Origin of the sequence: Methylocystis sp. SC2 (genome assembly GCF_000304315.1) — a bacterium.
GTDB lineage: Bacteria > Pseudomonadota > Alphaproteobacteria > Rhizobiales > Beijerinckiaceae > Methylocystis.
On sequence record NC_018485.1, the window covers coordinates 2297813 to 2317908 of the forward strand.

General features: G+C 64.6%; 23 protein-coding genes. 14 read left to right on the plus strand and 9 right to left on the minus strand.

Annotated features, from left to right (window positions below; all coding sequences use genetic code 11):
- Positions 1-65: 65 nt before the first annotated feature.
- Entirely contained in the window at positions 66-488 is a 423-nt protein-coding gene (locus BN69_RS11120) for a hypothetical protein (RefSeq protein ID WP_014891709.1), read from the plus strand.
- Positions 489-514: 26 nt separating this feature from the next.
- Here BN69_RS11120 and rsmD read toward each other — a convergent pair whose 3' ends face one another.
- On the minus strand, positions 515-1072 hold the full coding sequence (rsmD, locus tag BN69_RS11125) for a 16S rRNA (guanine(966)-N(2))-methyltransferase RsmD (RefSeq protein WP_014891710.1): 558 nt from the start codon (positions 1070-1072) through the stop codon (positions 515-517).
- Positions 1073-1075: 3 nt separating this feature from the next.
- Complete coding sequence (locus tag BN69_RS11130) at positions 1076-3064, minus strand: pseudouridine synthase (RefSeq protein ID WP_014891711.1); 1989 nt, start codon at positions 3062-3064, stop codon at positions 1076-1078.
- 58 nt (positions 3065-3122) lie between these two features.
- On the opposite strand from BN69_RS11130, the gene BN69_RS11135 reads away from it, so the two are divergent.
- Positions 3123-3569 carry a nucleoside deaminase gene (locus BN69_RS11135; RefSeq protein ID WP_148277095.1) on the plus strand — a complete coding sequence of 149 codons (447 nt, stop codon included), beginning with the start codon at positions 3123-3125 and terminating at the stop codon, positions 3567-3569.
- Here the strand turns inward: BN69_RS11135 and BN69_RS11140 are convergent.
- Together BN69_RS11140 and BN69_RS11145 are read right to left on the minus strand one after the other, a co-directional pair.
- A complete protein-coding gene (locus tag BN69_RS11140) occupies positions 3554-4414 on the minus strand; it encodes a patatin-like phospholipase family protein (RefSeq protein ID WP_014891713.1) in 861 nt (286 codons plus the stop codon). The two genes, BN69_RS11135 and BN69_RS11140, sit on opposite strands and share 16 nt — an antisense overlap.
- Entirely contained in the window at positions 4411-5295 is an 885-nt protein-coding gene (locus tag BN69_RS11145; RefSeq protein WP_014891714.1) for an alpha/beta fold hydrolase, read from the minus strand. The genes BN69_RS11140 and BN69_RS11145 overlap by 4 nt, the downstream gene beginning before the upstream one ends.
- 206 nt (positions 5296-5501) lie before the next feature.
- On the opposite strand from BN69_RS11145, the gene BN69_RS11150 reads away from it, so the two are divergent.
- Positions 5502-6086, plus strand: a complete 585-nt coding sequence (locus BN69_RS11150) for a carbonic anhydrase (protein WP_014891715.1) — start codon at positions 5502-5504, stop codon at positions 6084-6086.
- Positions 6087-6185: 99 nt separating this feature from the next.
- Here the strand turns inward: BN69_RS11150 and BN69_RS11155 are convergent, their stop codons facing one another.
- From BN69_RS11155 to BN69_RS11175, 5 genes are all read right to left on the minus strand, one after another.
- Positions 6186-6527 carry a rhodanese-like domain-containing protein gene (locus BN69_RS11155; protein WP_014891716.1) on the minus strand — a complete coding sequence of 114 codons (342 nt, stop codon included), beginning with the start codon at positions 6525-6527 and terminating at the stop codon, positions 6186-6188.
- A gap of 17 nt (positions 6528-6544) precedes the next feature.
- Positions 6545-6898, minus strand: a complete 354-nt coding sequence (locus BN69_RS11160; RefSeq protein ID WP_014891717.1) for a carboxymuconolactone decarboxylase family protein — start codon at positions 6896-6898, stop codon at positions 6545-6547.
- Positions 6895-10131 (minus strand): efflux RND transporter permease subunit, encoded by a 3237-nt coding sequence (locus BN69_RS11165; RefSeq protein ID WP_014891718.1) that lies wholly within the window; start codon positions 10129-10131, stop codon positions 6895-6897. The genes BN69_RS11160 and BN69_RS11165 overlap by 4 nt, the downstream gene beginning before the upstream one ends.
- Positions 10128-11105: an efflux RND transporter periplasmic adaptor subunit gene (locus tag BN69_RS11170; RefSeq protein WP_014891719.1), complete on the minus strand. Its 978-nt coding sequence runs from the start codon at positions 11103-11105 to the stop codon at positions 10128-10130. Before BN69_RS11170 ends, BN69_RS11165 begins: the two co-directional genes overlap by 4 nt.
- Positions 11106-11227: 122 nt before the next feature.
- Positions 11228-11467, minus strand: coding sequence for a high-potential iron-sulfur protein (locus BN69_RS11175; RefSeq protein ID WP_014891720.1), 240 nt, complete (start codon positions 11465-11467; stop codon positions 11228-11230).
- 193 nt (positions 11468-11660) lie between these two features.
- On the opposite strand from BN69_RS11175, the gene BN69_RS11180 reads away from it, so the two are divergent.
- The 11 genes from BN69_RS11180 (at position 11661) to BN69_RS11230 (ending at position 20075) form a co-directional block, all read left to right on the plus strand.
- Positions 11661-12020, plus strand: coding sequence for an ArsR/SmtB family transcription factor (locus BN69_RS11180; protein ID WP_014891721.1), 360 nt, complete (start codon positions 11661-11663; stop codon positions 12018-12020).
- Positions 12017-12217 (plus strand): YgaP family membrane protein, encoded by a 201-nt coding sequence (locus BN69_RS11185; protein ID WP_014891722.1) that lies wholly within the window; start codon positions 12017-12019, stop codon positions 12215-12217. Before BN69_RS11180 ends, BN69_RS11185 begins: the two co-directional genes overlap by 4 nt.
- Before the next feature lie 66 nt (positions 12218-12283).
- The gene (locus tag BN69_RS11190) at positions 12284-12973 is read left to right on the plus strand and encodes a Crp/Fnr family transcriptional regulator (RefSeq protein WP_014891723.1); all 690 of its coding nucleotides are present in this window, start codon (positions 12284-12286) and stop codon (positions 12971-12973) included.
- Between the two features lie 97 nt (positions 12974-13070).
- Positions 13071-14354, plus strand: coding sequence for an NAD(P)/FAD-dependent oxidoreductase (locus tag BN69_RS11195; RefSeq protein ID WP_014891724.1), 1284 nt, complete (start codon positions 13071-13073; stop codon positions 14352-14354).
- A gap of 53 nt (positions 14355-14407) precedes the next feature.
- Positions 14408-14566 (plus strand): cytochrome oxidase putative small subunit CydP, encoded by a 159-nt coding sequence (gene cydP, locus BN69_RS11200; RefSeq protein ID WP_014891725.1) that lies wholly within the window; start codon positions 14408-14410, stop codon positions 14564-14566.
- 19 nt (positions 14567-14585) lie between these two features.
- Positions 14586-16160: a cytochrome ubiquinol oxidase subunit I gene (locus tag BN69_RS11205; RefSeq protein WP_014891726.1), complete on the plus strand. Its 1575-nt coding sequence runs from the start codon at positions 14586-14588 to the stop codon at positions 16158-16160.
- Between the two features lie 14 nt (positions 16161-16174).
- Positions 16175-17314: a cytochrome d ubiquinol oxidase subunit II gene (gene cydB, locus BN69_RS11210; protein ID WP_014891727.1), complete on the plus strand. Its 1140-nt coding sequence runs from the start codon at positions 16175-16177 to the stop codon at positions 17312-17314.
- Positions 17315-17331: 17 nt separating this feature from the next.
- Positions 17332-17436 (plus strand): cytochrome bd-I oxidase subunit CydX, encoded by a 105-nt coding sequence (gene cydX, locus BN69_RS18810; RefSeq protein ID WP_014891728.1) that lies wholly within the window; start codon positions 17332-17334, stop codon positions 17434-17436.
- 92 nt (positions 17437-17528) lie between these two features.
- Complete coding sequence (locus tag BN69_RS11220) at positions 17529-17714, plus strand: YgaP family membrane protein (protein ID WP_014891729.1); 186 nt, start codon at positions 17529-17531, stop codon at positions 17712-17714.
- Between the two features lie 131 nt (positions 17715-17845).
- Positions 17846-19453 (plus strand): urease accessory protein UreH domain-containing protein, encoded by a 1608-nt coding sequence (locus BN69_RS11225; protein ID WP_014891730.1) that lies wholly within the window; start codon positions 17846-17848, stop codon positions 19451-19453.
- A gap of 70 nt (positions 19454-19523) precedes the next feature.
- Positions 19524-20075: a cytochrome c gene (locus BN69_RS11230; RefSeq protein WP_014891731.1), complete on the plus strand. Its 552-nt coding sequence runs from the start codon at positions 19524-19526 to the stop codon at positions 20073-20075.
- The last annotated feature ends 21 nt before the right edge of the window (positions 20076-20096 follow it).

Genomic DNA, 20096 nt, shown 5'->3' on the forward strand with positions numbered 1-20096 from the left:
TCGCTACGCATGTCCGTCTCTCATTCGACGGCGCCACAAAATACTCTGACATCGGAGAACGAGTCATGATTCTCGTGTTGATCTTCGTCGGCGTCGCTTTGGCGACAGGCGGCGTGCTCTCATTGTTCGACGGACAGTTTAGGGTCAGCAGGGTGACGGCGGTCATGGCCTTCGTCGGCGGATTGATCATGGTCGTTGGCGCTGAAGCGGGGCTGATCGGCTCCAGTTCGTCCTTCTTCAAAGCGCAGCAGATTAGGACGTCGGCCTGCGAATTGGACGGCGAGTCCGCATATCCTGAAAATCGCCGCTTGGATCCAGATCATCTGATCCGCAAATATATTTTGGGTTGCATGGCGCAGTCCGGCTATGCCTGGACAAGCGATCATGAACACTGCAAGGAAGCGCCGCTCGCCACCAATCCGCTGTGCTATTTGCCGACAGGCCTTTTCGATCGCGCGGTGACGAGAGTCCAAGTCGCTTTTGAATAGGGCGCGCTACGCGGTAGCCGCCAACGCTAATGAGAATAGCGCGCGAAGACGAATTGCGTGTCGCCGTAGCGGCGTTCGTCTTCGCGCAGCAATTTCGGCGGCAGGTCGATTTGCGCCTTTGCGCTCTCCTCGATGACGACGAAAGCGCCCGGCGCCAGCCAGCCGCCGTCGAGGAGCGCCGCGAGCGCCGGCGTCGCGAGATCCTTGCCATAGGGCGGATCGAGAAAGGCGAGCGAAAATTGCTCGCCCGGCGGCGCGGCGCCGAGCTTGGTGGCGTCCCGGCGAAAAATGCGCGTCACGCCGCCAAGTCCCAGCGCTTCGATATTGGCGCGCAGCAGCGCGCGCGCCTCGGCGCCGTCATCGACGAAAAGCGCCCGCGCCGCGCCGCGCGACACGGCCTCAAGCCCCAGCGCGCCGGCGCCGGCGAAGAGATCGACGACATGCGCGCCCGTTACCGGATCGCCGAAGCGATGCGCGAGAATGTCGAAAACCGATTCGCGCAGCCGTTCGGAGGTCGGTCGAATCGCCTGCGAACGTGGTCCCGAAAGCGCGCGACCGCGCAGGGCGCCGCCAACGATGCGCATGGCCTATGCGCCGCGCGGCTTGCGTGGTCCCTTGAAGGGTCCCTTGGGTGGTCCTTTGCGCGGTCCCTTAGGGGGCCCCCCTTTGGGCGGTCCGTTGCGCGGCGCGCCCCGACCGCCCGCGGGACCTTTGTCTGGCCCGCTGCGTGGACCTTTGTGCGGAGCACGAGACGGTCCGCCGCTGCGCGAGGGCCGCGCGTCTCCGCCCGAGCGGGGCTGATCGAATTTGCGCTCGCGGGGCGCGCGGTCGCCAGCCGAAAAGTCGCGCTCGCCGCCGCGGGCCGGGCGCTTGTCGAATGTCCGCGGCCGCTCCTGGCGCGTCGCGCCGGCTCCGCGCGCATCCCGTCGCGCCTCGTCGCCGTCGCGTCGCGGCGGACGCCTGTCGAAACCCGCGTCATCGCGATTGGCCGTGCGGTAATTTCTCTGACCGCTCGCGCGGCCGTCGTGCCGCTTCTCGAATCTCTGCGTGTTGCGCGGGTGTTCGTCGCGTCCCTCGGCTCCCCGCTCGCGCGTCGCTCGCGTCGCTGGACGCGCCCCGCGCTGTTCGTCGAAGCGCGGCGCAGGGCGCCGCTCGGGCGCGGCGCGCTCGTCGCGGCGGCGTCCGTCCTCGCGCGGGAAACGCTCGCCGCGCGGCGCGCTGTCGCGCGAGGGACGTTCCGATCGCGCCTTCGGCGGACGCGGCCCGGCGTCGGCGCGCATCGCGTCGAAGCGCCGGGCGTTGCGCGAAGGCGCCGCCGCCTCGTCGCGCCGCCGCGTCGGAGTCACCCGTTCGACGGCGACGGCGCGGCCCTTGCGATCGGCGACCGCGCCGCGCGTCACGCGCGCCCGGGGTCCCGCGTCGCGTCGCTCGTCCTGCTCTTTGCGCAGCGTGGAGACATGTTTGCGCGGCCGCTTCTCGGCGCGCGCACGAATCTCCTGCTGCTCCGCCGGCGCCTTCTCGCGCAGCGGCGCGGCGAAATCGACGCCGGCGAGTTCGGCAAGCGATTTGCCCAATTGCTCGCGCAGCGTTTTCAATCGCACTTCTTCGACGGCGCCTTCCGCGAGATCGCCCAGCTGGAAAGGTCCGTATGACACGCGAATGAGCCGCGTCACGTCGAGCCCGAGATGCGCCATGACGCGCTTGATCTCGCGGTTCTTGCCTTCGGTGAGATTCATCGCGATCCAGACGTTGGCGCCTTGTTCGCGTTCGAGCCGCGCCTCGATCGGCGCATAGTGGACGCCGTCGATCGTCACGCCGTCGCTCAATGAATCGAGCTGCGCCTGATCGATCGCGCCATGCGCCCGCACGCGATAGCGCCGCGTCCAACCGGTCGCGGGCAGTTCGAGCGTGCGCGCGAGCCCGCCGTCATTGGTGAGCAGCAGCAGCCCTTCGGTATTGATGTCGAGCCGGCCGACGCTGACGAGCCGCGGCAGGTCCGGATGGCGTTCCTCTAGAAATGAGAACACCGTGGCGCGGCCTTCCTCGTCGCGCGCGGTGGTGACATAGCCGGCCGGCTTGTGGAACAGAAAGAGTCGCGTGCGCTCGCGCGCCTGCATCGGCGCGCCGTCGATCGTGAGCTTGTCGCTGTCGCGCACATTGAAGGCGGGACTCGTTTGCACGCGGCCGTTGACGGCGACGCGGCCTTCCGCGATCCAGCGCTCCGCGTCGCGACGCGAACAGACTCCGGCGCGCGCCATAACCTTGGCGATGCGATCGCCTTCGAAGGCGCCTTCGCGGGGCGCGGGCGCAGGCGCGGCGACGCGCTGCTTGGCGGGGGACTTGTCGAGGGACTTGGCGGGGGATTTGACAGGGCGCTTGCCGCGCGCGCTTTCGGAGTCGCGCGCGGCGGGTTTGTCGAAGCGAGGTTTCTCAAGGCGCGGTTTGTCGAAGCGCGGCTTTGCAGGCCTCGCATCTTCGCGCGCGGCATGCGCGGCCGGCGTCTTCTTGGCGGGCCGGCGCAAGGGCCGATCGCCGCCGGCGGAGCCGGCGCGGGTATTTCGGTTCTTTTCGGTCATGGGTTCTGATAGCAGGCGTCACGCGGGCTTTGAAGCGGGGTTCGCTTAAGAGATGCAAATGAATGGCACCGACCTTTTCGCCGCCGCCTTCGAGCAGGCGCGGGCTGCGGCGGCGGCGGGCGAAGTTCCGGTCGGCGCGGCGCTTGTGCGCAATGGCGAAATCATCGCCGCCGCCGGCAACCGCACGCTGCGCGATCGCGATCCGACGGCGCATGCCGAAATGCTTGCGATTCGCCAGGCCTGCGCCGCGATCGGCTCGGAGCGCCTCGTTGACTGCGACCTCTATGTGACGCTCGAGCCCTGCGCCATGTGCGCGGCGGCGATTTCCTTCGCGCGCATCCGGCGGCTCTATTATGCGGCAAGCGATCCGAAGGGCGGCGCCGTCGAGCACGGGCCGCGGTTTTTCGCGCAGCCGACCTGCCATCATCGGCCTGAAGTCTATGGCGGCATTCGCGAAAGCGAGGCGGCGCAGCTGCTTCGCGACTTCTTTCAGGCGCGGCGGTGAGCTTCTAAGCGCAGCGCCGCCTGCGCCAGTCCCTGGCGCAGCGTGTCGCGGCAGGCGTCGCCGGCGGCGAAAATGCGCGACGCCTTGAAGAGGTCGAGCGCGAGATATTGATGCACTTCAGGCCGTATCAGGACGTCGGGCGGCCGCTCGGCGATCATGCGCGAGCTGATCGCGTTCATCATGATTTGGCTGGCGACGATCATCGTCTCGAAGGCGGACGGCGGGCCCTTGCCGGTCTCGACGCCGAAATTGCCGGAGACGTCGACGGCGATGACGATATCCGCGAGCCCCCACAGATGATCATAGGGGAGCGGATTGACCAAGCCGCCGTCGACGAAATAGCCGTGATCGCTTGCGGCGGCGCGCACCACGCCCGGTATCGCCATCGACCCAGCGACGGCGGGACGCAGTGGTCCCGTCGCGAAAACCGCCTCGATGCGACGGCGAAAATCGGTGGCGACGACCTGCAGCGGAATGCCCAGCTCTTCGAAACGCTCCGGCATGCCATGCGGCCAAAAGGCCTGAAGAAAGCGCTCGCCGTCAAACAGCAGCGGATGCGCCACGCGCGACAGCAGCCGCTTTCGCCCGCGCGCCCGCGCATGAAGCAGCCGGCGCGCGAGTCCGATGCGGTTCTTGAGGATGGCCTGAGTGTGGGCGCGCAGCTCCGCGCCCGAGAAGCCCGCGGCATAGGCGGCGCCAACGATGGCCCCGATCGAGGCGCCGGCGATGGCCACCGGCCGCACGCCCAGCTCATCCAGCGCTTCAAGCACGCAGATATGCGCAAGTCCGCGCGCGCCCCCGCCCCCAAGGGCGAGCGCGACGGTCTTGCCGCGATAGAGGCTCATAGGAATTTCTCCAGCGCGGCAAGCGTCTCCGCCGGCGCCTCCTCCGCCGGATAAAGGCCGGACTCGATGCGCGCCTCGGCGATATCGTCGCCCCATTCACGCCATGCCGCGACCAGCGAAGGGCCGTTCGCCGGGAATGTCGCCTCGCCTGAGATGATCAGCGTCGGCGTCACGAGTTTCTTGCCCTCGGCCTTGTCGGCCGCAAGCTGCTCGCGATCGATGGCGGCGCCGGCGCGAAAATCCTCGCAAAAGGCGTGAATGCGCGCCGGGTCGTTGAAGGCCTGGCGATAGGCGGCGAGCGCATCCGCTCCAAACACGTCAAGCGACTTCGCCTTCGTTCCGTTTATCAGCGCATCATCGAGAAAGCCGATCGGATCGAGGCCGATCAGCTCCTCGGGCTTCGGCGCCTCGGCGGCGAGGAAGCGCGCGCGTCCGACGCGCTGCAGATCTCCGGCGCCGAAATCATCGTCGATCGGCGCAATGTTGACGAGCGCAAGTCGATCCACTCGGCCAGGCTGATCGAGCGCGAGGCGCTGGCCGACGCGCGCGCCTCTATCGTGCCCGACGAGGGCGAAGCGCACATGGCCGAGCGACTCCATGACCGCCACGACGTCGGCGGCCATTTCCCGCTTGCTATAATTCTCACCCTTCTCGCCCGCCGGAACCGCCGACCAGCCATAGCCGCGAAGGTCCATCGCGACGACGCTGAAGCGTTTGGCGAGCGCCGGCGCGATCTTGCGCCAGGCGACATGCGTCTCGCCGAACCCGTGCAACAGAACCACGGGCGGGCCCTCGCCGTGGACGCGGGCGAATATCTTTCCTGCCGGCGCATCGATCCAATGCGAAGCGAATCCAGGAAAAAAATCTGCGGAATCGGACATTCGGTACAACCATCTCCCTTACACCTGCGCGCCTGCACGAACGTTATACAGTATCAGCGCCGACGCTCCCGAAATATATATCGCGGATCGTCAAGCGACTATGTCACGAAGATCGCCTCCCTTGTCTGCTTGAAAAGGAAGCTGAAGCGCTTCTATGTTGAGGAAGGTCAAAAACTTCGAAGCAACACGGGCAAAGGGAGAGACACATGGCAAGCCAGATCGTCAACGAGGTCGTAACGGCGAACAATGCTTACGCCGCCAATTTCGGAAGCAAGAGCGAACTGGCGCTGCCGCCGGCGCGCGGTTTCGCGATCCTGACCTGCATGGACGCGCGTCTCGATCCCGCGAAATACGCCGGCCTGTCGGAAGGCGACGCGCATGTGATCCGCAACGCCGGCGGCCGCGCCTCGGACGATGCGATTCGCTCGCTCGTCATTTCTCACAAGCTGCTCGGCACCAAGGAGTGGTTCGTCATTCACCACACCAATTGCGGCATGGAGCTCTTCTGCGACGAGATCATGAGCGACTTGCTGGATGACAATCTCGCGACGGCGAGTTTCGATGGCGAGAACTGGTCGAATCCGCAACATGGCGGCGGCTGCGCGGCCGGCCATTTCATCAAATGGCACACGATCGAGAATCAGGAGGAAAGCGTCGCGCAGGACGTCGCGCGCATCCGTTCGCATCCGCTGGTGCCGAAAAACATCCCGATCTACGGCTACATCTATGATGTGAAGACCGGCAAGATCAACGAGGTCTCGGAAGCGACCAAGCTCGGCAAGGCGGCGTAACAGGTCGCTCCGAAGAAGCGAACGCGGGTTTTGCTTGTTCTGGATCCCCGATCGCGCTTCGCGCGTCGGGGATGACAGAACGCCATGGTGGCTCGGCGCCTACTCCACCGCGCCGCCGCGCGCGCGCCAGCCGCCGGTGCCCGGCGCGTAATGGCGAAGATCCGTCCGTCCCAGGCTTTGCGCCTGCGCCAGCGCCTTGGCCGAACGCCCGCCCGCCTGGCAAATCAGGACGACGTCGCCCTTCGGCAGCTTGGTCGGATCGAAGCTCGAGAGCGGCATGTTCTTGGCGCCCGGCACATGGCCGGCGCCATATTCATGCGGCTCGCGCACATCGACGATGGCGCAGGATTTATCCGCGACGATGCGGCAGAAATCATCATGCTCGATCGTCGGCGCCGCGCCGCCGCCCGCGAGTTTCGACAAGAGAGAGCCAAAAGCCATTCTTCGTTCCTTTCTTCTCAGGCTTGCTTTTCGGCGTTGAACTGGGTGAAGGCCGCGAGCGCATGGCTCGCATACATCACCGATGGTCCGGCGCCCATGTAGATGCTCATCGCGAGCGTCTCCATCACCTCCTCGCGCGTCGCGCCGCGCTGTGATGCGGCCTTGGCGTGGAAGGCGATGCAATCGTCGCACCGCACCGCGACGCTGACCGCAAGCGCGATCAGTTCCTTTGTCTTGGGCTCGAGCGCGCCTTGCGCGCCCGCCGAGATCGCCATCGCCGAAAAGGCTTTCATCGTTTCCGGCGAGCCGACGCGCAATTCTCTGATGTCGGCGGAGAGCTTCTTGGCGAGCGCCGCCCAGTCTTCGATCATGACGCACTCCTTGGAACTTCGTCGTCCCGCAAGACGACATAGATCGCGGGGATCACAAGCAAGGTCAGCGCCGTCGACGAGGCGAGGCCGAAGACCAGCGAAATGGCGAGGCCCTGAAAGATCGGATCGGTGAGGATAAAGGCCGCGCCGATGATCGCCGCCGCGGCGGTGAGAAAGATCGGCTTGAAGCGCACCGCCCCCGCCTCGATCAGCGCCGCGCGCAAATTCATGCCGCGCGCCCGCAAATGCCGGATGAAGTCGACGAGCAGGATCGAATTGCGCACGACGATTCCGGCGAGCGCGATGAAGCCGATCATCGAGGTGGCGGTGAAGGCGGCGTTGAACAGAATATGGCCGATGACGATGCCGACGAGCGTCAGCGGCACCGGCGCGAGGATAACGAGCGGCAGCTTGAACGAGCCGAACTGCGCGACGACGAGCAGATAGATGCCGAGCAGCGCCACCATGAAGGCCGCGCCCATGTCGCGGAAGGTGACATAGGTCACCTCCCACTCGCCGTCCCAGAGCAGCGTCGGCTTGGAATCATCGATCGGCTGGCCGTGATATTTGATCGTCGGGGCGCCCGAAGCGCCCCAATCGATCTTGTCGATCGCGTCTTCGACCGCGAGCATGCCGTAGATCGGCGCTTCGAAACGACCGGCGACTTCGGCGCTGACCATTTCGGCGAAGCGGCCATTGTGCCGGAAAATCGGATAGGAGCCGAGCTCGCGCGTCGCCTTGACGACGTCGCCGAGTTCGACATTGGCGCCCTGACGCGCCGTGCCGCCGGCAGGCAGCGGCGTCGACAGGATGCGTTCGCTCGGCGTCATGGCGCCGCGCGGCAGCGCCACCGAAATATCGATGGGCTTGGCGCCGCCGCCCTTTTGCGAAAAGCCGATTTTCACGCCCCCGACCAGGGCGCCGATCGTGTCATAGACGGCGCGCTCTTCGACGCCGTGATATTCGAGCGCTTCCTGATCGATCTCGAAGCGCAGGCGCTCGGCGCGCTGGCCGAAGCTGTCGTCTGTATCGACGACGAAATCGACCGCGTCAAACGCCTTGCGCACTTTCGCCGCAAGATCGCGCCGCGACTGCGCGTCGGGTCCGTAGATTTCGGCGAGCAGGGTCGACAGCACGGGCGGGCCCGGCGGCACTTCGACGACCTTGATCGCGGTGTGTTCGGGCGCGGGCAGGCCTTCGAGCCGCTTGCGAATGTCGAGCGCGATCGCATGGCTCGCGCGGCTGCGCTCGCCCTTCGGCTGCAGATTGATGGCGAGATCGCCCATCTCTGGCGCCTTGCGCATATAATAATGCCGCACGAGACCGTTGAAGTTGAACGGCGCGGCCGCGCCGGCATAGGACTGAACCGAGGTCAGCTCCGGAATATCCTTCAGACGCTCGGCCGCCGCCGTCAACACCCGATCCGTTTCTTCGAGCGACGCGCCGCGCGGCAGATCGACGACGACCGCGATCTCCGACTTATTGTCGAAGGGCAGCAGCTTCACGCGCACGGTTTTCGTCACGAAAAGTCCCATGGAGAGCAGCGTCGCGACCCCGACGGCCGCAAGAAACCATTGCGAGCGTTTGCGGCCCCGCAGCAAGGGCGTCGCGACGCGCACATAGAAATTGCCCATGGGCCCGCGTTCATGCCCATGATCGACGCCGTCGCCGCGCTCCTGTTCGAAACGCTTGCCGGCGACTTTAAGCAGAAGCCAGGGCGTGATGGTCATGGCGACAAAAAAGGAAAAGATCATCGCGAGCGAAGCGTTTGCGGGGATGGGGCTCATATAGGGCCCCATTAGACCCGAGACGAACATCATCGGCAGCAGCGCGGCGACGATGGTGAGCGTCGCGACGATCGTCGGATTGCCGACTTCCGCCACGGCTTCGACAGCCGTGTCGATCAGGCTGCGGGAGCCGCGCATTTGCCAGTGGCGCACGATGTTCTCGACGACGACGATGGCGTCGTCGACGAGAATGCCGATCGAGAAGATGAGCGCGAACAGGCTGACGCGATTGATCGTGTAGCCCATCAGCCATGAGGCGAAGAGCGTGAGCAGAATCGTCGTCGGGATGATGACGAAGACGACGACGCCCTCGCGCCAGCCGACCATCACCACGATGAGCGCGACGATCGAGACGGTCGCGAGCGCGAGATGGAAAAGCAGCTCATTGGCCTTTTCGGTCGCCGTCTCGCCATAGTCGCGCGTCACCGCGATCTCGATATCGCCGGGAACGATGCGGCCCTTAACGGCCTCCAGCCGATGCATGATCTCGTCGGCGACGATCACGGCGTTGGCGCCCTTGCGCTTGGCGATGGCGATGCTGACGGCGGGGCGTTTGTCGAGACCGCCCGCCGCGTTCCGGGTCATGGTCCAGCTGCGGCGGTCGGGCTCGGCGGCGCCGACGCGCACATCGGCGACGTCTTTCACATAGACCGGCCGGCCGTCTCTTGTCGTCAGCAGCAGCAGGCCGACATCGGGAACGCCCTGCAGGGTTTGGCCGGCGACGACCGGCACGGCGCGATTGGCCTCGCGAAACGCGCCGACGAGAAAGGAGCGGTTGGCGTTGGTCAGCTTGTCGATGAGCTGATTCAGCGTCACCCCATATTGCGACAGGCGCTCCGGATCGGGTTCGACGCGAATCTGATTGGGGCTGCCGCCGACGATGTAGCTCAAGCCGACGTCGTTGACCTTGGTGAGGTCGTGCTGCAATTCCTCGGCGACCTGATAGAGGCCATTGTCGGTCCATCGGTCGGCGCGCTCCGGCTTCGCCGAGAGCGTCAGCACGACGATCGCCACGTCATCGATGCCGCGGCCGACGATCAGCGGCTCGGGAATGCCCTTCGGCAATTCGCCGATATTGGCGCGTATCTTGTCGTGAATGCGCAGCACGGCGTTGTCCTGCGGCGTGCCGACGTAGAAGCGCGCGGTGACGACCACATTGTCGTCGCGCGTCTGCGAATAGACATGTTCGACGCCGTTGACCCCCTTGATGATGTCCTCGAGCGGGCGGGTGATGAGTTCGATCGCGTCTTCAGCCTTATAGCCGTTGGCCGACACCATAATGTCGACCATCGGCACCGAGATCTGCGGCTCCTCCTCGCGCGGCAGCGAGCGCAGCGCGATCAGCCCGACGAGAATCGAGGCGAGCAGCAGCAGCGGCGTCAGCGGCGAATTGATGAAGGCGCGCGTCAGCGTTCCCGAAATGCCCGGGCGAAACTCCGCGCTCATGGCGTCGACACCACGTCGCCGTCATGCAGGCCGGAAAGAATCTCGACCCGGTCGCCATGCGCGTCGCCAAGCTGAATGACGACTTCCTCGCCGGAGGCGAGTCGGACGAAATCCACGCCGGCGCGTCGATAGACCGCGTTGCGCGGGATGATGATCGTGTCGCGCTTGCCGGTCGTGACGTAAACCCGCGCCCGTTCGCCGACGAAATAATCGCCGAGCCCCTCCACGTCGACGTCGGCGATGACGCGGCCGCCCTGAATTTCGGGATAGACGATGCGCACGCGACCCTGTTTGCGCCCGCCGCCCGCTTCCGCATGCAGGCCGCGCGCGCCGATCTCGACCTTGTCGCCGGCGCGCATGAAACGCGCATGGCGCTCGGGCAATTGCAGACGCAGGATATATTTGTCTTCGGCGATCGTCGCGATGGTTTCGCCCGGCATGACGACGCGGCCGACGGAGGCCGGAATGGTGAGGATGCGGCCAGGGCCCGGCGCGCGCACCGAGCCTTCCGCCGCCTGCTGCTCGATCACGCTGCGGTCGGACCGCAAGGCCGAAAGGTTGCGGTCGGCGACGTCGAGCGCCGTCTTCGCCTGATCAAACAACGCCTTGGTATAGACGCCGCGCCGAAACAATTCCTGCGCGCGGTCGAAATCGCCCTGCGCCTTGTCGCGCTGCGCCTGCTGAGAGCGGATGCGCTGATCGAGCGCCTGCATCTGCAGAAAAAGCTTCTGATCGACGACCGACGCGATCTCCGCGCCGCCGGCGACGTCATCGCCCTCTTTGATCTTGAGCGCGCTCACGGTGCCGCCGATGCGGGCCCGCGCCGTCAATTGATGCGCCGGCTCCACCGAAGCGACGACCGCCTTGAGGTCATCCACCGGGGCGACCCGGATCGTGATTTCTCCGGCGTTCGCGCCCAACGAATGCGTCAGCGCTGCGAGGAGCGCCGTCGGCGCGAGATAAGAGCGGCCCATCTGTCTCATACGCTCAGTTATATGCGGAAAACATAAATTAGCAATAGCGAATTTAATGACATGCGCGCCTGTTCAAACAAAAGCGGAAAGGGCGGCGCGCCGCGCTCCCGTGCGAGGCTTTGTCATCCCCAGAGGTTGCACCAGCCGCGCGCGCTGACGGCGCCGCTCACCACGCCGCATCCCGATGGTGGGTTGAAGTAGGAACAATTGGCGCAGCTTTGCCGGCCGTTGGGCGCGCCGCGATAGGCGGCGGCGGCTTTGCTCGTCCTGGCTCGCGCCGGCGTCGCCGCGCCGATCCCTGCGATCGCGGCGCCCAAGAGCGCAAGCAATGAGCGACGCGTCCGCGCGCGAAATCCGACCATCTTCGCCTCCCCGGCCAATTCGCCCGCTCTTGGACGATTCAATAAATTAGGTTTAAGTAATATACCGCGCGGGCCTGCCGAATGAATGCGACATATCGCTCTCGATGACTCTTGCGGCGCTTTCGGCGTCTCGCCTTGGCGTCCGCGTCCGGCTGGCTTGACAATTATATTCAATAATCGTAATTTAGCTAGTATGAATGTAAATCTGCTTGCGCTCGCGCCGAAAGCTGCGGAAGCTGAGAGCTTTCTCAAGGCGCTGGCTAACCGCCATCGGCTGATGGTGCTTTGTCAGCTGCACGGGGGCGAGTTGTCGGTGACGAAGCTGCAGGAGGCGATCGGGCTCAGCCAATCGTCGCTGTCCCAGCATCTTGCCCGGCTGCGCGAGGACAAGCTCGTCAAGACCCGCCGCGAATCGCAGACGATTTACTATTCCTTGGCCGACGGCAATGTCTCTCGGATCATCGGACTGCTCTATGAAATGTTCTGCGCCGAGCAGTGCGGCAAGTCGACCAAACCGCGCGCACGCGCCAAATCGAAGGAACTCACGCGATGAGCATTGATCGCATCGTTATGGCTTTCGCCGGGACCATGGTGCTCCTGAGCCTGCTCTTGGCGCAGGTGTTCAGTCCGTGGTGGCTGTTGCTGACCGCTTTCGTCGGCGTCAATCTGCTGCAGGCGGCCTTCACCGGCCTTTGCCCGCTGGCGATGGCGTTGAAGCGCTACGGCGCCAAGTCAGGCGCCGCCTTCTAAACGTCATCGACGTTCAGCATGGGCGCGCTAATCGTTTGCGGCGCGTTCAAGTGAAGACTTTGGATCGTGAGCGACGAAGGGCAGATGATGGCGTCCGATTGGGTCGACGAAACGCCTTCCTTGCGCAGCCTTGACGCTGCGACGAAGACTCTTCTGCGCGACTCGGTCGTGCGCAAGCACATCCCGCGCGGCGCGGTGCTGTTTCGGCCGGGAGATCAATGCGTCCATTTTCCGCTGATCGTCTCGGGCTCCGTGCGCGTGCAGCGGGTGACCGAATCGGGCCGGGAAATCGTGCTCTACCGGGTCGGCGCGAACGAAACCTGCATTCTGACGACAGCCTCGCTGCTCTCCGACGACGCCTACGCGGCCGAGGGGGTCGCCGAAACTGACGTCATCGCCTATGTCGTGCCGGCCGATCGCTTCAACGCGCTGATGAACACGTCCGAAGCTTTTCGTGGGCTGGTGTTCGAAGGCTACGGCAAGCGTCTCGCCACGCTGATGTCGCGCATCGAGGAAATCGTCTGCACCCGCATCAATGTTCGCCTGGCCGAACGTCTTCTGGCGCTGCGCGGCGCAGGCGACAAGATCGCCGCCACGCAGCAGGCGCTCGCCGCCGATCTCGGCACCGCGCGCGAAGTCGTCGGCCGCACGCTGAAGGCGTTTGAGCGCTGCGGCTGGATAAAATTGTCGCGGGGCGGCGCCGAGATCGTCAATCTGGCGGCGTTGCGTTCGCTCTGCGACGCACAGCGTGACTAAGTCGCGGACATGGACTCGATAAGCGTGCATGTCGTCGCCAACGCGCGCAACCGTCAGCGCGAAACGTGATGCGCGCAACGCGCAAGGGGGGACTTACATGGCTCATATCGTCGTCATGGGCGCGGGGATCGGCGGCGTCGCCGCGGCGCTCGAAGTCCGCGAGGGACTTGCAAAGCAACATCAGGTTACGGTCGTTTCGGAGCTTGAGAATTTCCAGTTCACGCCGTCCAATCCCTGGCTCGCCGTGCAATGGCGCAAGCCGGAAGAACTCAAGGTGCCGCTCGCGCCGGTCTTCAAGAAGAAGAAGATCAATTTCATTCCCGTCGGCGCGAAGCGCGTTCTGCCTGACGAAAACCGTCTCGAACTGCAGAATGGCGAGAGCGTCGCCTACGATTATCTCGTTATTGCGACCGGTCCGAAACTCGCCTTTGAGGAATTGCCGGGACTTGGACCGCACGGCGGACACACGCATTCGATCTGCACCCTGCAACATGCCGAGATCGCATCGAAAGCCTATGAGGAGTTCTGCAAGAATCCCGGCCCGATCATCATCGGCGCGGCGCCCGGCGTCTCCTGCTTTGGTCCGGCGTATGAATACGCCATGATCCTTTCCACCGACCTGCGTCGGCGCGGCATCCGCGACAAGGTGCCGATGACGTACATCACGTCCGAGCCCTATGTCGGCCATCTGGGTTTGGGCGGCGTCGGCGATACGAAAGGGATGCTCGAATCGGCGTTCCGCGATCGCGACATCAAATGGATCGTCAACGCCAAGACGACCGCCATCGAACCCGGCCTTCTCAAATGCGTCGAGCTCGATGATCTGGGACAGGTCAAGAAAGAACACGAAGTGCCGTTCAAATTCGCCATGGTGATGCCGGCCTTCAAAGGCGTCGACGCGCTGATGGGCGTCGAGGGACTGGTCAATCCGCGCGGCTTCGTCATCATCGACAAGAATCAGCGCAATCCGAAATATCGAAATGTTTTCGGCGTCGGCGTCTGCGTCGCCATCCCGCCCGTCGAGGCGACGCCGGTGCCCACTGGCACGCCGAAGACCGGCTATATGATCGAGTCGATGGTGACGGCGACGGCGCATAATATCGCCGCGCTGATCGCCGGTCGCGAAGCAAAGGAAGAAGGCACGTGGAATGCGGTTTGCTTGGCGGATTTCGGCGACAAGGGCGTCGCCTTCGTCGCGAAGCCGCAAATTCCGCCGCGTAACGTCAACTGGTCGAGCGAGGGGCGGTGGGTGCATCTCGCCAAGATCGCCTATGAGAAATACTTCCTGCGCAAGGTCCGCAAGGGACAGAGCGAGCCTGTTTACGAGCGTTACATCATGAAACTGCTCGGCATCGAACGGCTGCGCCGCGCGCTGTCATAAGACGGCGCCGCAGCCATGCAACGCTAGGGCGTGCAACGCGAGGGGATGAGTCGATGCGCACAAGGCCTTTGGGACGCGAGATCGCCATCGCGCTTGGGTTCAAGCTGCTGGCGCTCATTGCGCTCTACATCGCGTTCTTCGGTCCCGCGCATCGCATTAGAGTGACGCCGGCGCAGATGGCGGAAGCGCTGTCCGCCACCGCGCCGCGCTGACATCGATCAGGAGCTCAAAATGTTCGAACTCGACGTCGTCACGCTCTCGCGCCTGCAGTTTGCGCTAACGGCGATGTATCACTTCCTGTTCGTGCCGCTGACGCTCGGCCTCGCCCTGCTGCTCGCCATCATGGAGAGCGTCTATGTGATGACGGGGCGAAAGGTCTGGAAAGAGGCGACGCAGTTCTGGGGCACGCTGTTTGGCATCAATTTCGCCATGGGCGTCGCCACCGGCGTCACCATGGAATTTCAGTTTGGCACCAACTGGGCCTATTACTCGCATTATGTCGGCGACATTTTCGGCGCGCCGCTCGCCATCGAAGGGCTGATGGCGTTCTTCCTCGAAGCGACCTTCGTCGGGCTGTTCTTCTTCGGCTGGAATCGCTTGGGCAAGGTGCAGCATCTCATCGTCACCTGGCTCGTCGCGCTCGGCGCCAATTTCTCGGCGCTGTGGATTCTCGTCGCCAACGCCTGGATGCAGAACCCGGTCGGCGCCGCGTTCAACCCGCAGACGATGCGCATGGAGCTGACCTCCTTCACGGAGGTGCTGTTCAATCCCGTGGCGCAGTCGAAATTCGTGCACACGGTCAGCGCCGGCTATGTCACGGGCGCGATGTTTGTCATGTCGATCGCCGCCTATTTCATTTTGAACCGACGTCACGTCGATATCGCGCGCCGCTCGCTGACGGTGGCGGCGAGCTTCGGCCTCGCTTCCGCGCTTTCGGTCGTCGTGCTCGGCGATGAGAGCGGCTATACGGCGGGCGAGAACCAGAAGATGAAGATCGCCGCGATCGAGGCGATGTGGGAGACGGAGCCGCCGCCGGCGTCCTTTACGGTCTTCGGCTTTCCCGATCTCAAGAGTGAAACGACGAAAGACGAAATTCGCATACCCTACCTTCTGGGCCTGATCGCGACGCGCTCGCTCGATAAGCCGGTGGAAGGCGTGAAAGCGTTGGTCGAGCGCGCGGAGACGCGCATCCGCAACGGCATGGCGGGGTATCAGTGGCTCGCGAAAGAAGGCGGCCATCCCAACGCCGTGGTTCCGCCGGAACTCGAAGCGTCGATGCGCGACGTCGGCCATTCGCTGCTCGTCAAGCGCATTCGCCCCGACATCGAAAATGCGACCGACGCGCAGATCCATGAAGCGGCGATGTCGACGATCCCCGACGTGCCGGTGCTGTTCTGGTCGTTCCGACTCATGGTGGCGCTCGGCTTCTATTTCATCGCGCTCTTCGCCGTGGCGTTTTACCTCTCGAGCCGGCGACGCTGCGGGAAGCCCTGGTTCCTACGCATGACCATGTATAGCCTGCCGTTGCCCTGGGTCGCCGCCGAACTGGGCTGGATCGTCGCGGAATATGGCCGGCAGCCGTGGATCATCGACGGCACGATGCCGACCTTCCTCGGCGTCTCCAACATCCCTGCGTCGAATGTGGCGGCGAGCCTCGCGGCCTTCGTGCTGTTCTACAGCGCTCTCGCCGTCATCGACGTCGCGCTCATCGTCAAATATGTCCGCATCGGCCCGCGCTCGGAGGTCGAGCCCCAAACCAGCGGCGCGCCGGTGCTACCCGCGCCGGCGCCGGCGCAAACCCGATAGGAAAGGCGAAAGCGATGTTCGACTATATGACGCTTCGCTTCATTTGGTGGGCGATTCTCGGCGTCCTGCTCGTGGGCTTCGCGGTCATGGACGGCTTCGACATTGGCGTCGCCATGCTGCATCCTTTCGTTGCGCGTAATGACGCGCAGCGGCGCGTGAGCCTGAACACGATCGGTCCTGTCTGGGAGGGCAATCAGGTCTGGTTCATTCTCGGGGGCGGCGCGGCCTTCGCGGCGTGGCCGCCGCTTTATGCGGTGTCCTTCTCCGGCTTCTATCTTGCGATGCTGCTGGTGCTGATCGGTCTCATTCTACGGCCGGTGGCGATCACCTTCCGCGACAAAAGACCCGAGAGCGGCTGGCGCGAAACCTGGGACTGGCTGTTCTTCGCGTCCGGCTTTGTCCCCGCGCTGATTTTCGGCGTCGCCTTCGGCAATCTTCTGCAGGGCGTTCCCTTTCATTTCGATCAGCAGCTGCGCGCGACCTATGAGGGCGGTCTCCTGGGTCTGCTCAATCCCTTCGCCTTGCTCTGCGGCCTCGTGAGCGTGGCGATGCTCGTGATGCAGGGCGCCGCCTGGCTGAGCGTCAAAAGCGAGGGCGAGGTTTCCGTCCGCGCCCGGCGGTATGGCGCGCTCGCGGCGATCCTGCTTGTTCTGCTCATTTCCGCTGCGGGACTGTGGACGATGCTTGGCGTCGAAGGATTTCGCATCGACAGCGTCATCGAACATGCGGGGCCCTCGAATCCGCTGGCGAAAACTGTGACGCGCGAAGCCGGCGCCTGGTTCGACAATTATCGCGCCTACCCCTGGATGATCGCGGCCCCCGCGCTGGCCTATGCAGGCGCGCTGGTTGCGGCGCTGGCCTTCGTCTTCTCGGCGCGATGGATCGCGTTTCTCGCCAGCAGCCTTTCGGTTGCGGGCGTCGCGACCATGGCGGGCTTCAGCATGTTCCCCTTCCTGCTGCCGTCGTCGACCCATCCGAGCCAAAGCCTGACGGTCTGGGACGCATCGTCGAGCAAAGCGACGCTCTCGCTCATGCTCATTGCGGTGATCGTCTTTCTGCCGATCGTCCTTGCCTACACCAGTTGGGTCTACTACGTGCTGCGCGGCGCAGTGAGCGAGGCGGCGATCCGTCGCGGCGACGATTACTATTATTGAGCGGGAGAAAGCGTGCGATGTGGTATTTTTCCTGGATATTGGGACTTGGGCTCGCCTGCGCCTTCGCCATTCTCAACGCCATGTGGCTCGAACTCGACGACGACGACGACAGGCGGAAATAAGCGGCGCCGCCTCCAGCGAGACTTAGTCGCTGTGCGATCTCACGCGAGGCGATAGCCTGACATTACGATCGCCGCAGAGAAGGGAGACAGTCATGGTCGCTAATATCGGAAGGACCGATCGGATCATCCGCATCGTCGCCGGACTCTTCTTGCTCAGCCTCGTCTTCATCGGTCCGCAGACATTGTGGGGACTGCTCGGGCTCATCCCGCTGACCACGGCCTTCTTCAATTTCTGCCCGGCGTATAAAGTTCTGGGCATGGATACGCTCGGCAAGTAGTCGGGCAAGTAATCGGGCAAATAGATCCATCTCGCGCGCAGGTCACGGCGCGAAAATGGAACGAGCAGTGCGGCCGACGCTCGCGACGCCAGCCGCAATCAGACGCCGCGCGGCGAGGCGTTGAAACTTAAATGAACGAAACGGCGATCACGTTTCACGCCCGCGGCATGCATTGCCACGGCTGCGAGCATGTCATCGAGGGGGCGGTCAAAAAGCTCGCCGGCGTGCGCAGCGTTTCGGCCAGCTATCCGACCGAGACGGTCGTCGTCGACTATGACGCCGATGCGACCAATTTCAGCGCGATTCGCAACAGCGTCGAGCAGAACGGCTACCGCGTCGTTCTGACGGAAGAGGCGCGGCGCCGGCGTTCGCCTTTCATCAGACTGGCGATCATCGTCGCGGCGCTCGCCGGACTCGCCGCCTTGATTCTGTTCGATACGCGCTGGATCAGCGCCGAGGGCGCGCCCGACGTCGCGCAGCATATGAGTCTCGGCCTGCTGTTTCTCTTGGGGCTGCTGACAGGCTTCCACTGCGTGGGCATGTGCGGCGCTTTTGTCGTGAGTTACGCGGCGGCCGATGCGCGGGCGGGACGCTCGTCCTTCGTCTCACATCTCTCCTATGGCGCGGGAAAGACGCTGTCCTACACCTTGATCGGCGCCGCGTTCGGCTGGCTCGGGGCCTTCATCGCCTTTACGCCGATGCTGCGCGGGGTCGCGGGAGTCGCGGCGGGCGCGTTCCTCCTCATCTTCGGCCTCAATATGCTTGGCCTGTTCGCGCCGCTGCGCCGCTTCCGGCTCGGACTGCCGGGCCCGCTGCAGAATTGGGTGAATCGCGAGGCGGGCGGCGCGCGACATCGACCCTTCGTGATCGGTCTTCTCAACGGTCTAATGATCGCCTGCGGGCCGTTGCAGGCGATGTATGTGATGGCGGCCGGGACCGGCAGCCCGGTGGAAGGCGCGAAGACGCTCTTCGTCTTCGGCATTGGAACCTTGCCGGTGATGCTCGCCTTCGGCGCGCTGACGACGGTGCTCTCGGGCGCCGTGACGCATCGCCTGCTGACCGCGTCGGGCGTGATCGTCGTCGCGCTCGGCGCGGTGATGATCAATCGCGGATTGATCCTCACAGGCTCGGGCGCCGATCTCGCGTCGCTGATGACGAGCTGGCGAAGCCCGGCGCCCGTTGAACGCGCCCAGCCGCAGCAGGATTCCGCCGTGCCGAAGACGCAGACGATCGAGATGGAGGCCAATGGCCTTGGCTTTACGCCCAGCCGCTTCACGCTGCTGCGCGGCGTTCCGGTCAAATGGGTGATCAACGCGACGCAAGTGACGACCTGCAATAATCGTATCCTGGTTCCCTCCTTGAAGCTCGAATTCGACGTCAAGCCGGGACGGCAGACGATTGAATTCACGCCGGAAAAGACGGGCGTCATTCCTTGGAGCTGCTGGATGGGCATGTTGCGCGGGGAGTTCGTCGTCGTCGACGCAAAGCCGGACGCGCTATCCGCCCCTGTCGCCTCCGCCGATCAGGGCGCGCCTCAGGCGACGCAAAGCCCGCCAGCGGCGGCCGCCGTGCAGAAGACCTATAGGGCGCGACGCGGCGACACGCTGCGTTCGATCGCGAAGCGACTCTATGGCGATGAAAAACGCTGGCGCGACATCGCCGCCGCCAATCCGGCGCTCAATCGTAAAAAGTTGCGGCAGGGCCAAATCATCGCTCTGCCCGCCGACGCGCGGCCGTGACGATTCGTCCCGCGCGCGGCGGCGCCTGGCGCGCTACGCTCGTCGTCGTCACATGAAGGGGGAGGCCAGAATGGGAAGATTTTTCTTCGCCGCGGCATGCGGGCTCTCGTTGTTCGCCGCCGCCGCCGCGATTGCGGGCGACGATACCGACGATCACAGCGCGCATATGAAGCAGATGAACATGGAGCATATGAAAATGTCGCCGAAGATGAGCGACACGCGCCAGGAGGTCGACCTTCCGGCGCCGATGCGGGCGCATATGCTCGCCAATATGCGCGGACATGCGGAGGCGGTCGCCGCGATTCTCGCGGCCCTGGGCAAGGGCGACGGCGCGGCCGCCGCGAAAATCGCCGACGCGCGTCTCGGCATGGCGTCTCCCGGCGCTGCGGCGTGCAAGCCGAACGCCAAGAGCGGCGAACTCGGCGATATGCCGGCGATGATGGCGCATCACATGCCCGACGAGATGCGCGCCCTCGGTCTGACGATGCATGAGCAGGCGAGCAAATTCGCGCAGGAGGCCGCCAAGTTCGGGCCCGGCGGCGACATGCGTCCTGCGCTTGCCGAAATGTCCCAAGTCGTGCAAGCCTGCAACGCCTGCCACGCCGCCTATCGCCTCGATTAGGGCGCGCGGCGCTGGAGCGCG

What these genes read in the sequence shown, in the direction of transcription:
- cydP (WP_014891725.1), top strand. Translation starts at nt 14,408, where the DNA reads ATGCGCACAAGGCCTTTGGGACGCGAGATCGCCATCGCGCTTGGGTTC.
- BN69_RS11170 (WP_014891719.1), bottom strand. Translation starts at nt 11,105, where the DNA reads ATGGGCCGCTCTTATCTCGCGCCGACGGCGCTCCTCGCAGCGCTGACG.
- BN69_RS11185 (WP_014891722.1), top strand. Translation starts at nt 12,017, where the DNA reads ATGAGCATTGATCGCATCGTTATGGCTTTCGCCGGGACCATGGTGCTC.
- BN69_RS11135 (WP_148277095.1), top strand. Translation starts at nt 3,123, where the DNA reads ATGAATGGCACCGACCTTTTCGCCGCCGCCTTCGAGCAGGCGCGGGCT.
- BN69_RS11130 (WP_014891711.1), bottom strand. Translation starts at nt 3,064, where the DNA reads ATGACCGAAAAGAACCGAAATACCCGCGCCGGCTCCGCCGGCGGCGAT.
- BN69_RS11140 (WP_014891713.1), bottom strand. Translation starts at nt 4,414, where the DNA reads ATGAGCCTCTATCGCGGCAAGACCGTCGCGCTCGCCCTTGGGGGCGGG.
- BN69_RS11155 (WP_014891716.1), bottom strand. Translation starts at nt 6,527, where the DNA reads ATGGCTTTTGGCTCTCTCTTGTCGAAACTCGCGGGCGGCGGCGCGGCG.
- BN69_RS11145 (WP_014891714.1), bottom strand. Translation starts at nt 5,295, where the DNA reads ATGTCCGATTCCGCAGATTTTTTTCCTGGATTCGCTTCGCATTGGATC.
- BN69_RS11150 (WP_014891715.1), top strand. Translation starts at nt 5,502, where the DNA reads ATGGCAAGCCAGATCGTCAACGAGGTCGTAACGGCGAACAATGCTTAC.
- BN69_RS11195 (WP_014891724.1), top strand. Translation starts at nt 13,071, where the DNA reads ATGGCTCATATCGTCGTCATGGGCGCGGGGATCGGCGGCGTCGCCGCG.
- BN69_RS11165 (WP_014891718.1), bottom strand. Translation starts at nt 10,131, where the DNA reads ATGAGCGCGGAGTTTCGCCCGGGCATTTCGGGAACGCTGACGCGCGCC.
- BN69_RS11225 (WP_014891730.1), top strand. Translation starts at nt 17,846, where the DNA reads ATGAACGAAACGGCGATCACGTTTCACGCCCGCGGCATGCATTGCCAC.
- cydB (WP_014891727.1), top strand. Translation starts at nt 16,175, where the DNA reads ATGTTCGACTATATGACGCTTCGCTTCATTTGGTGGGCGATTCTCGGC.
- BN69_RS11230 (WP_014891731.1), top strand. Translation starts at nt 19,524, where the DNA reads ATGGGAAGATTTTTCTTCGCCGCGGCATGCGGGCTCTCGTTGTTCGCC.
- cydX (WP_014891728.1), top strand. Translation starts at nt 17,332, where the DNA reads ATGTGGTATTTTTCCTGGATATTGGGACTTGGGCTCGCCTGCGCCTTC.
- BN69_RS11120 (WP_014891709.1), top strand. Translation starts at nt 66, where the DNA reads ATGATTCTCGTGTTGATCTTCGTCGGCGTCGCTTTGGCGACAGGCGGC.
- BN69_RS11220 (WP_014891729.1), top strand. Translation starts at nt 17,529, where the DNA reads ATGGTCGCTAATATCGGAAGGACCGATCGGATCATCCGCATCGTCGCC.
- rsmD (WP_014891710.1), bottom strand. Translation starts at nt 1,072, where the DNA reads ATGCGCATCGTTGGCGGCGCCCTGCGCGGTCGCGCGCTTTCGGGACCA.
- BN69_RS11160 (WP_014891717.1), bottom strand. Translation starts at nt 6,898, where the DNA reads ATGATCGAAGACTGGGCGGCGCTCGCCAAGAAGCTCTCCGCCGACATC.
- BN69_RS11180 (WP_014891721.1), top strand. Translation starts at nt 11,661, where the DNA reads ATGAATGTAAATCTGCTTGCGCTCGCGCCGAAAGCTGCGGAAGCTGAG.
- BN69_RS11175 (WP_014891720.1), bottom strand. Translation starts at nt 11,467, where the DNA reads ATGGTCGGATTTCGCGCGCGGACGCGTCGCTCATTGCTTGCGCTCTTG.
- BN69_RS11205 (WP_014891726.1), top strand. Translation starts at nt 14,586, where the DNA reads ATGTTCGAACTCGACGTCGTCACGCTCTCGCGCCTGCAGTTTGCGCTA.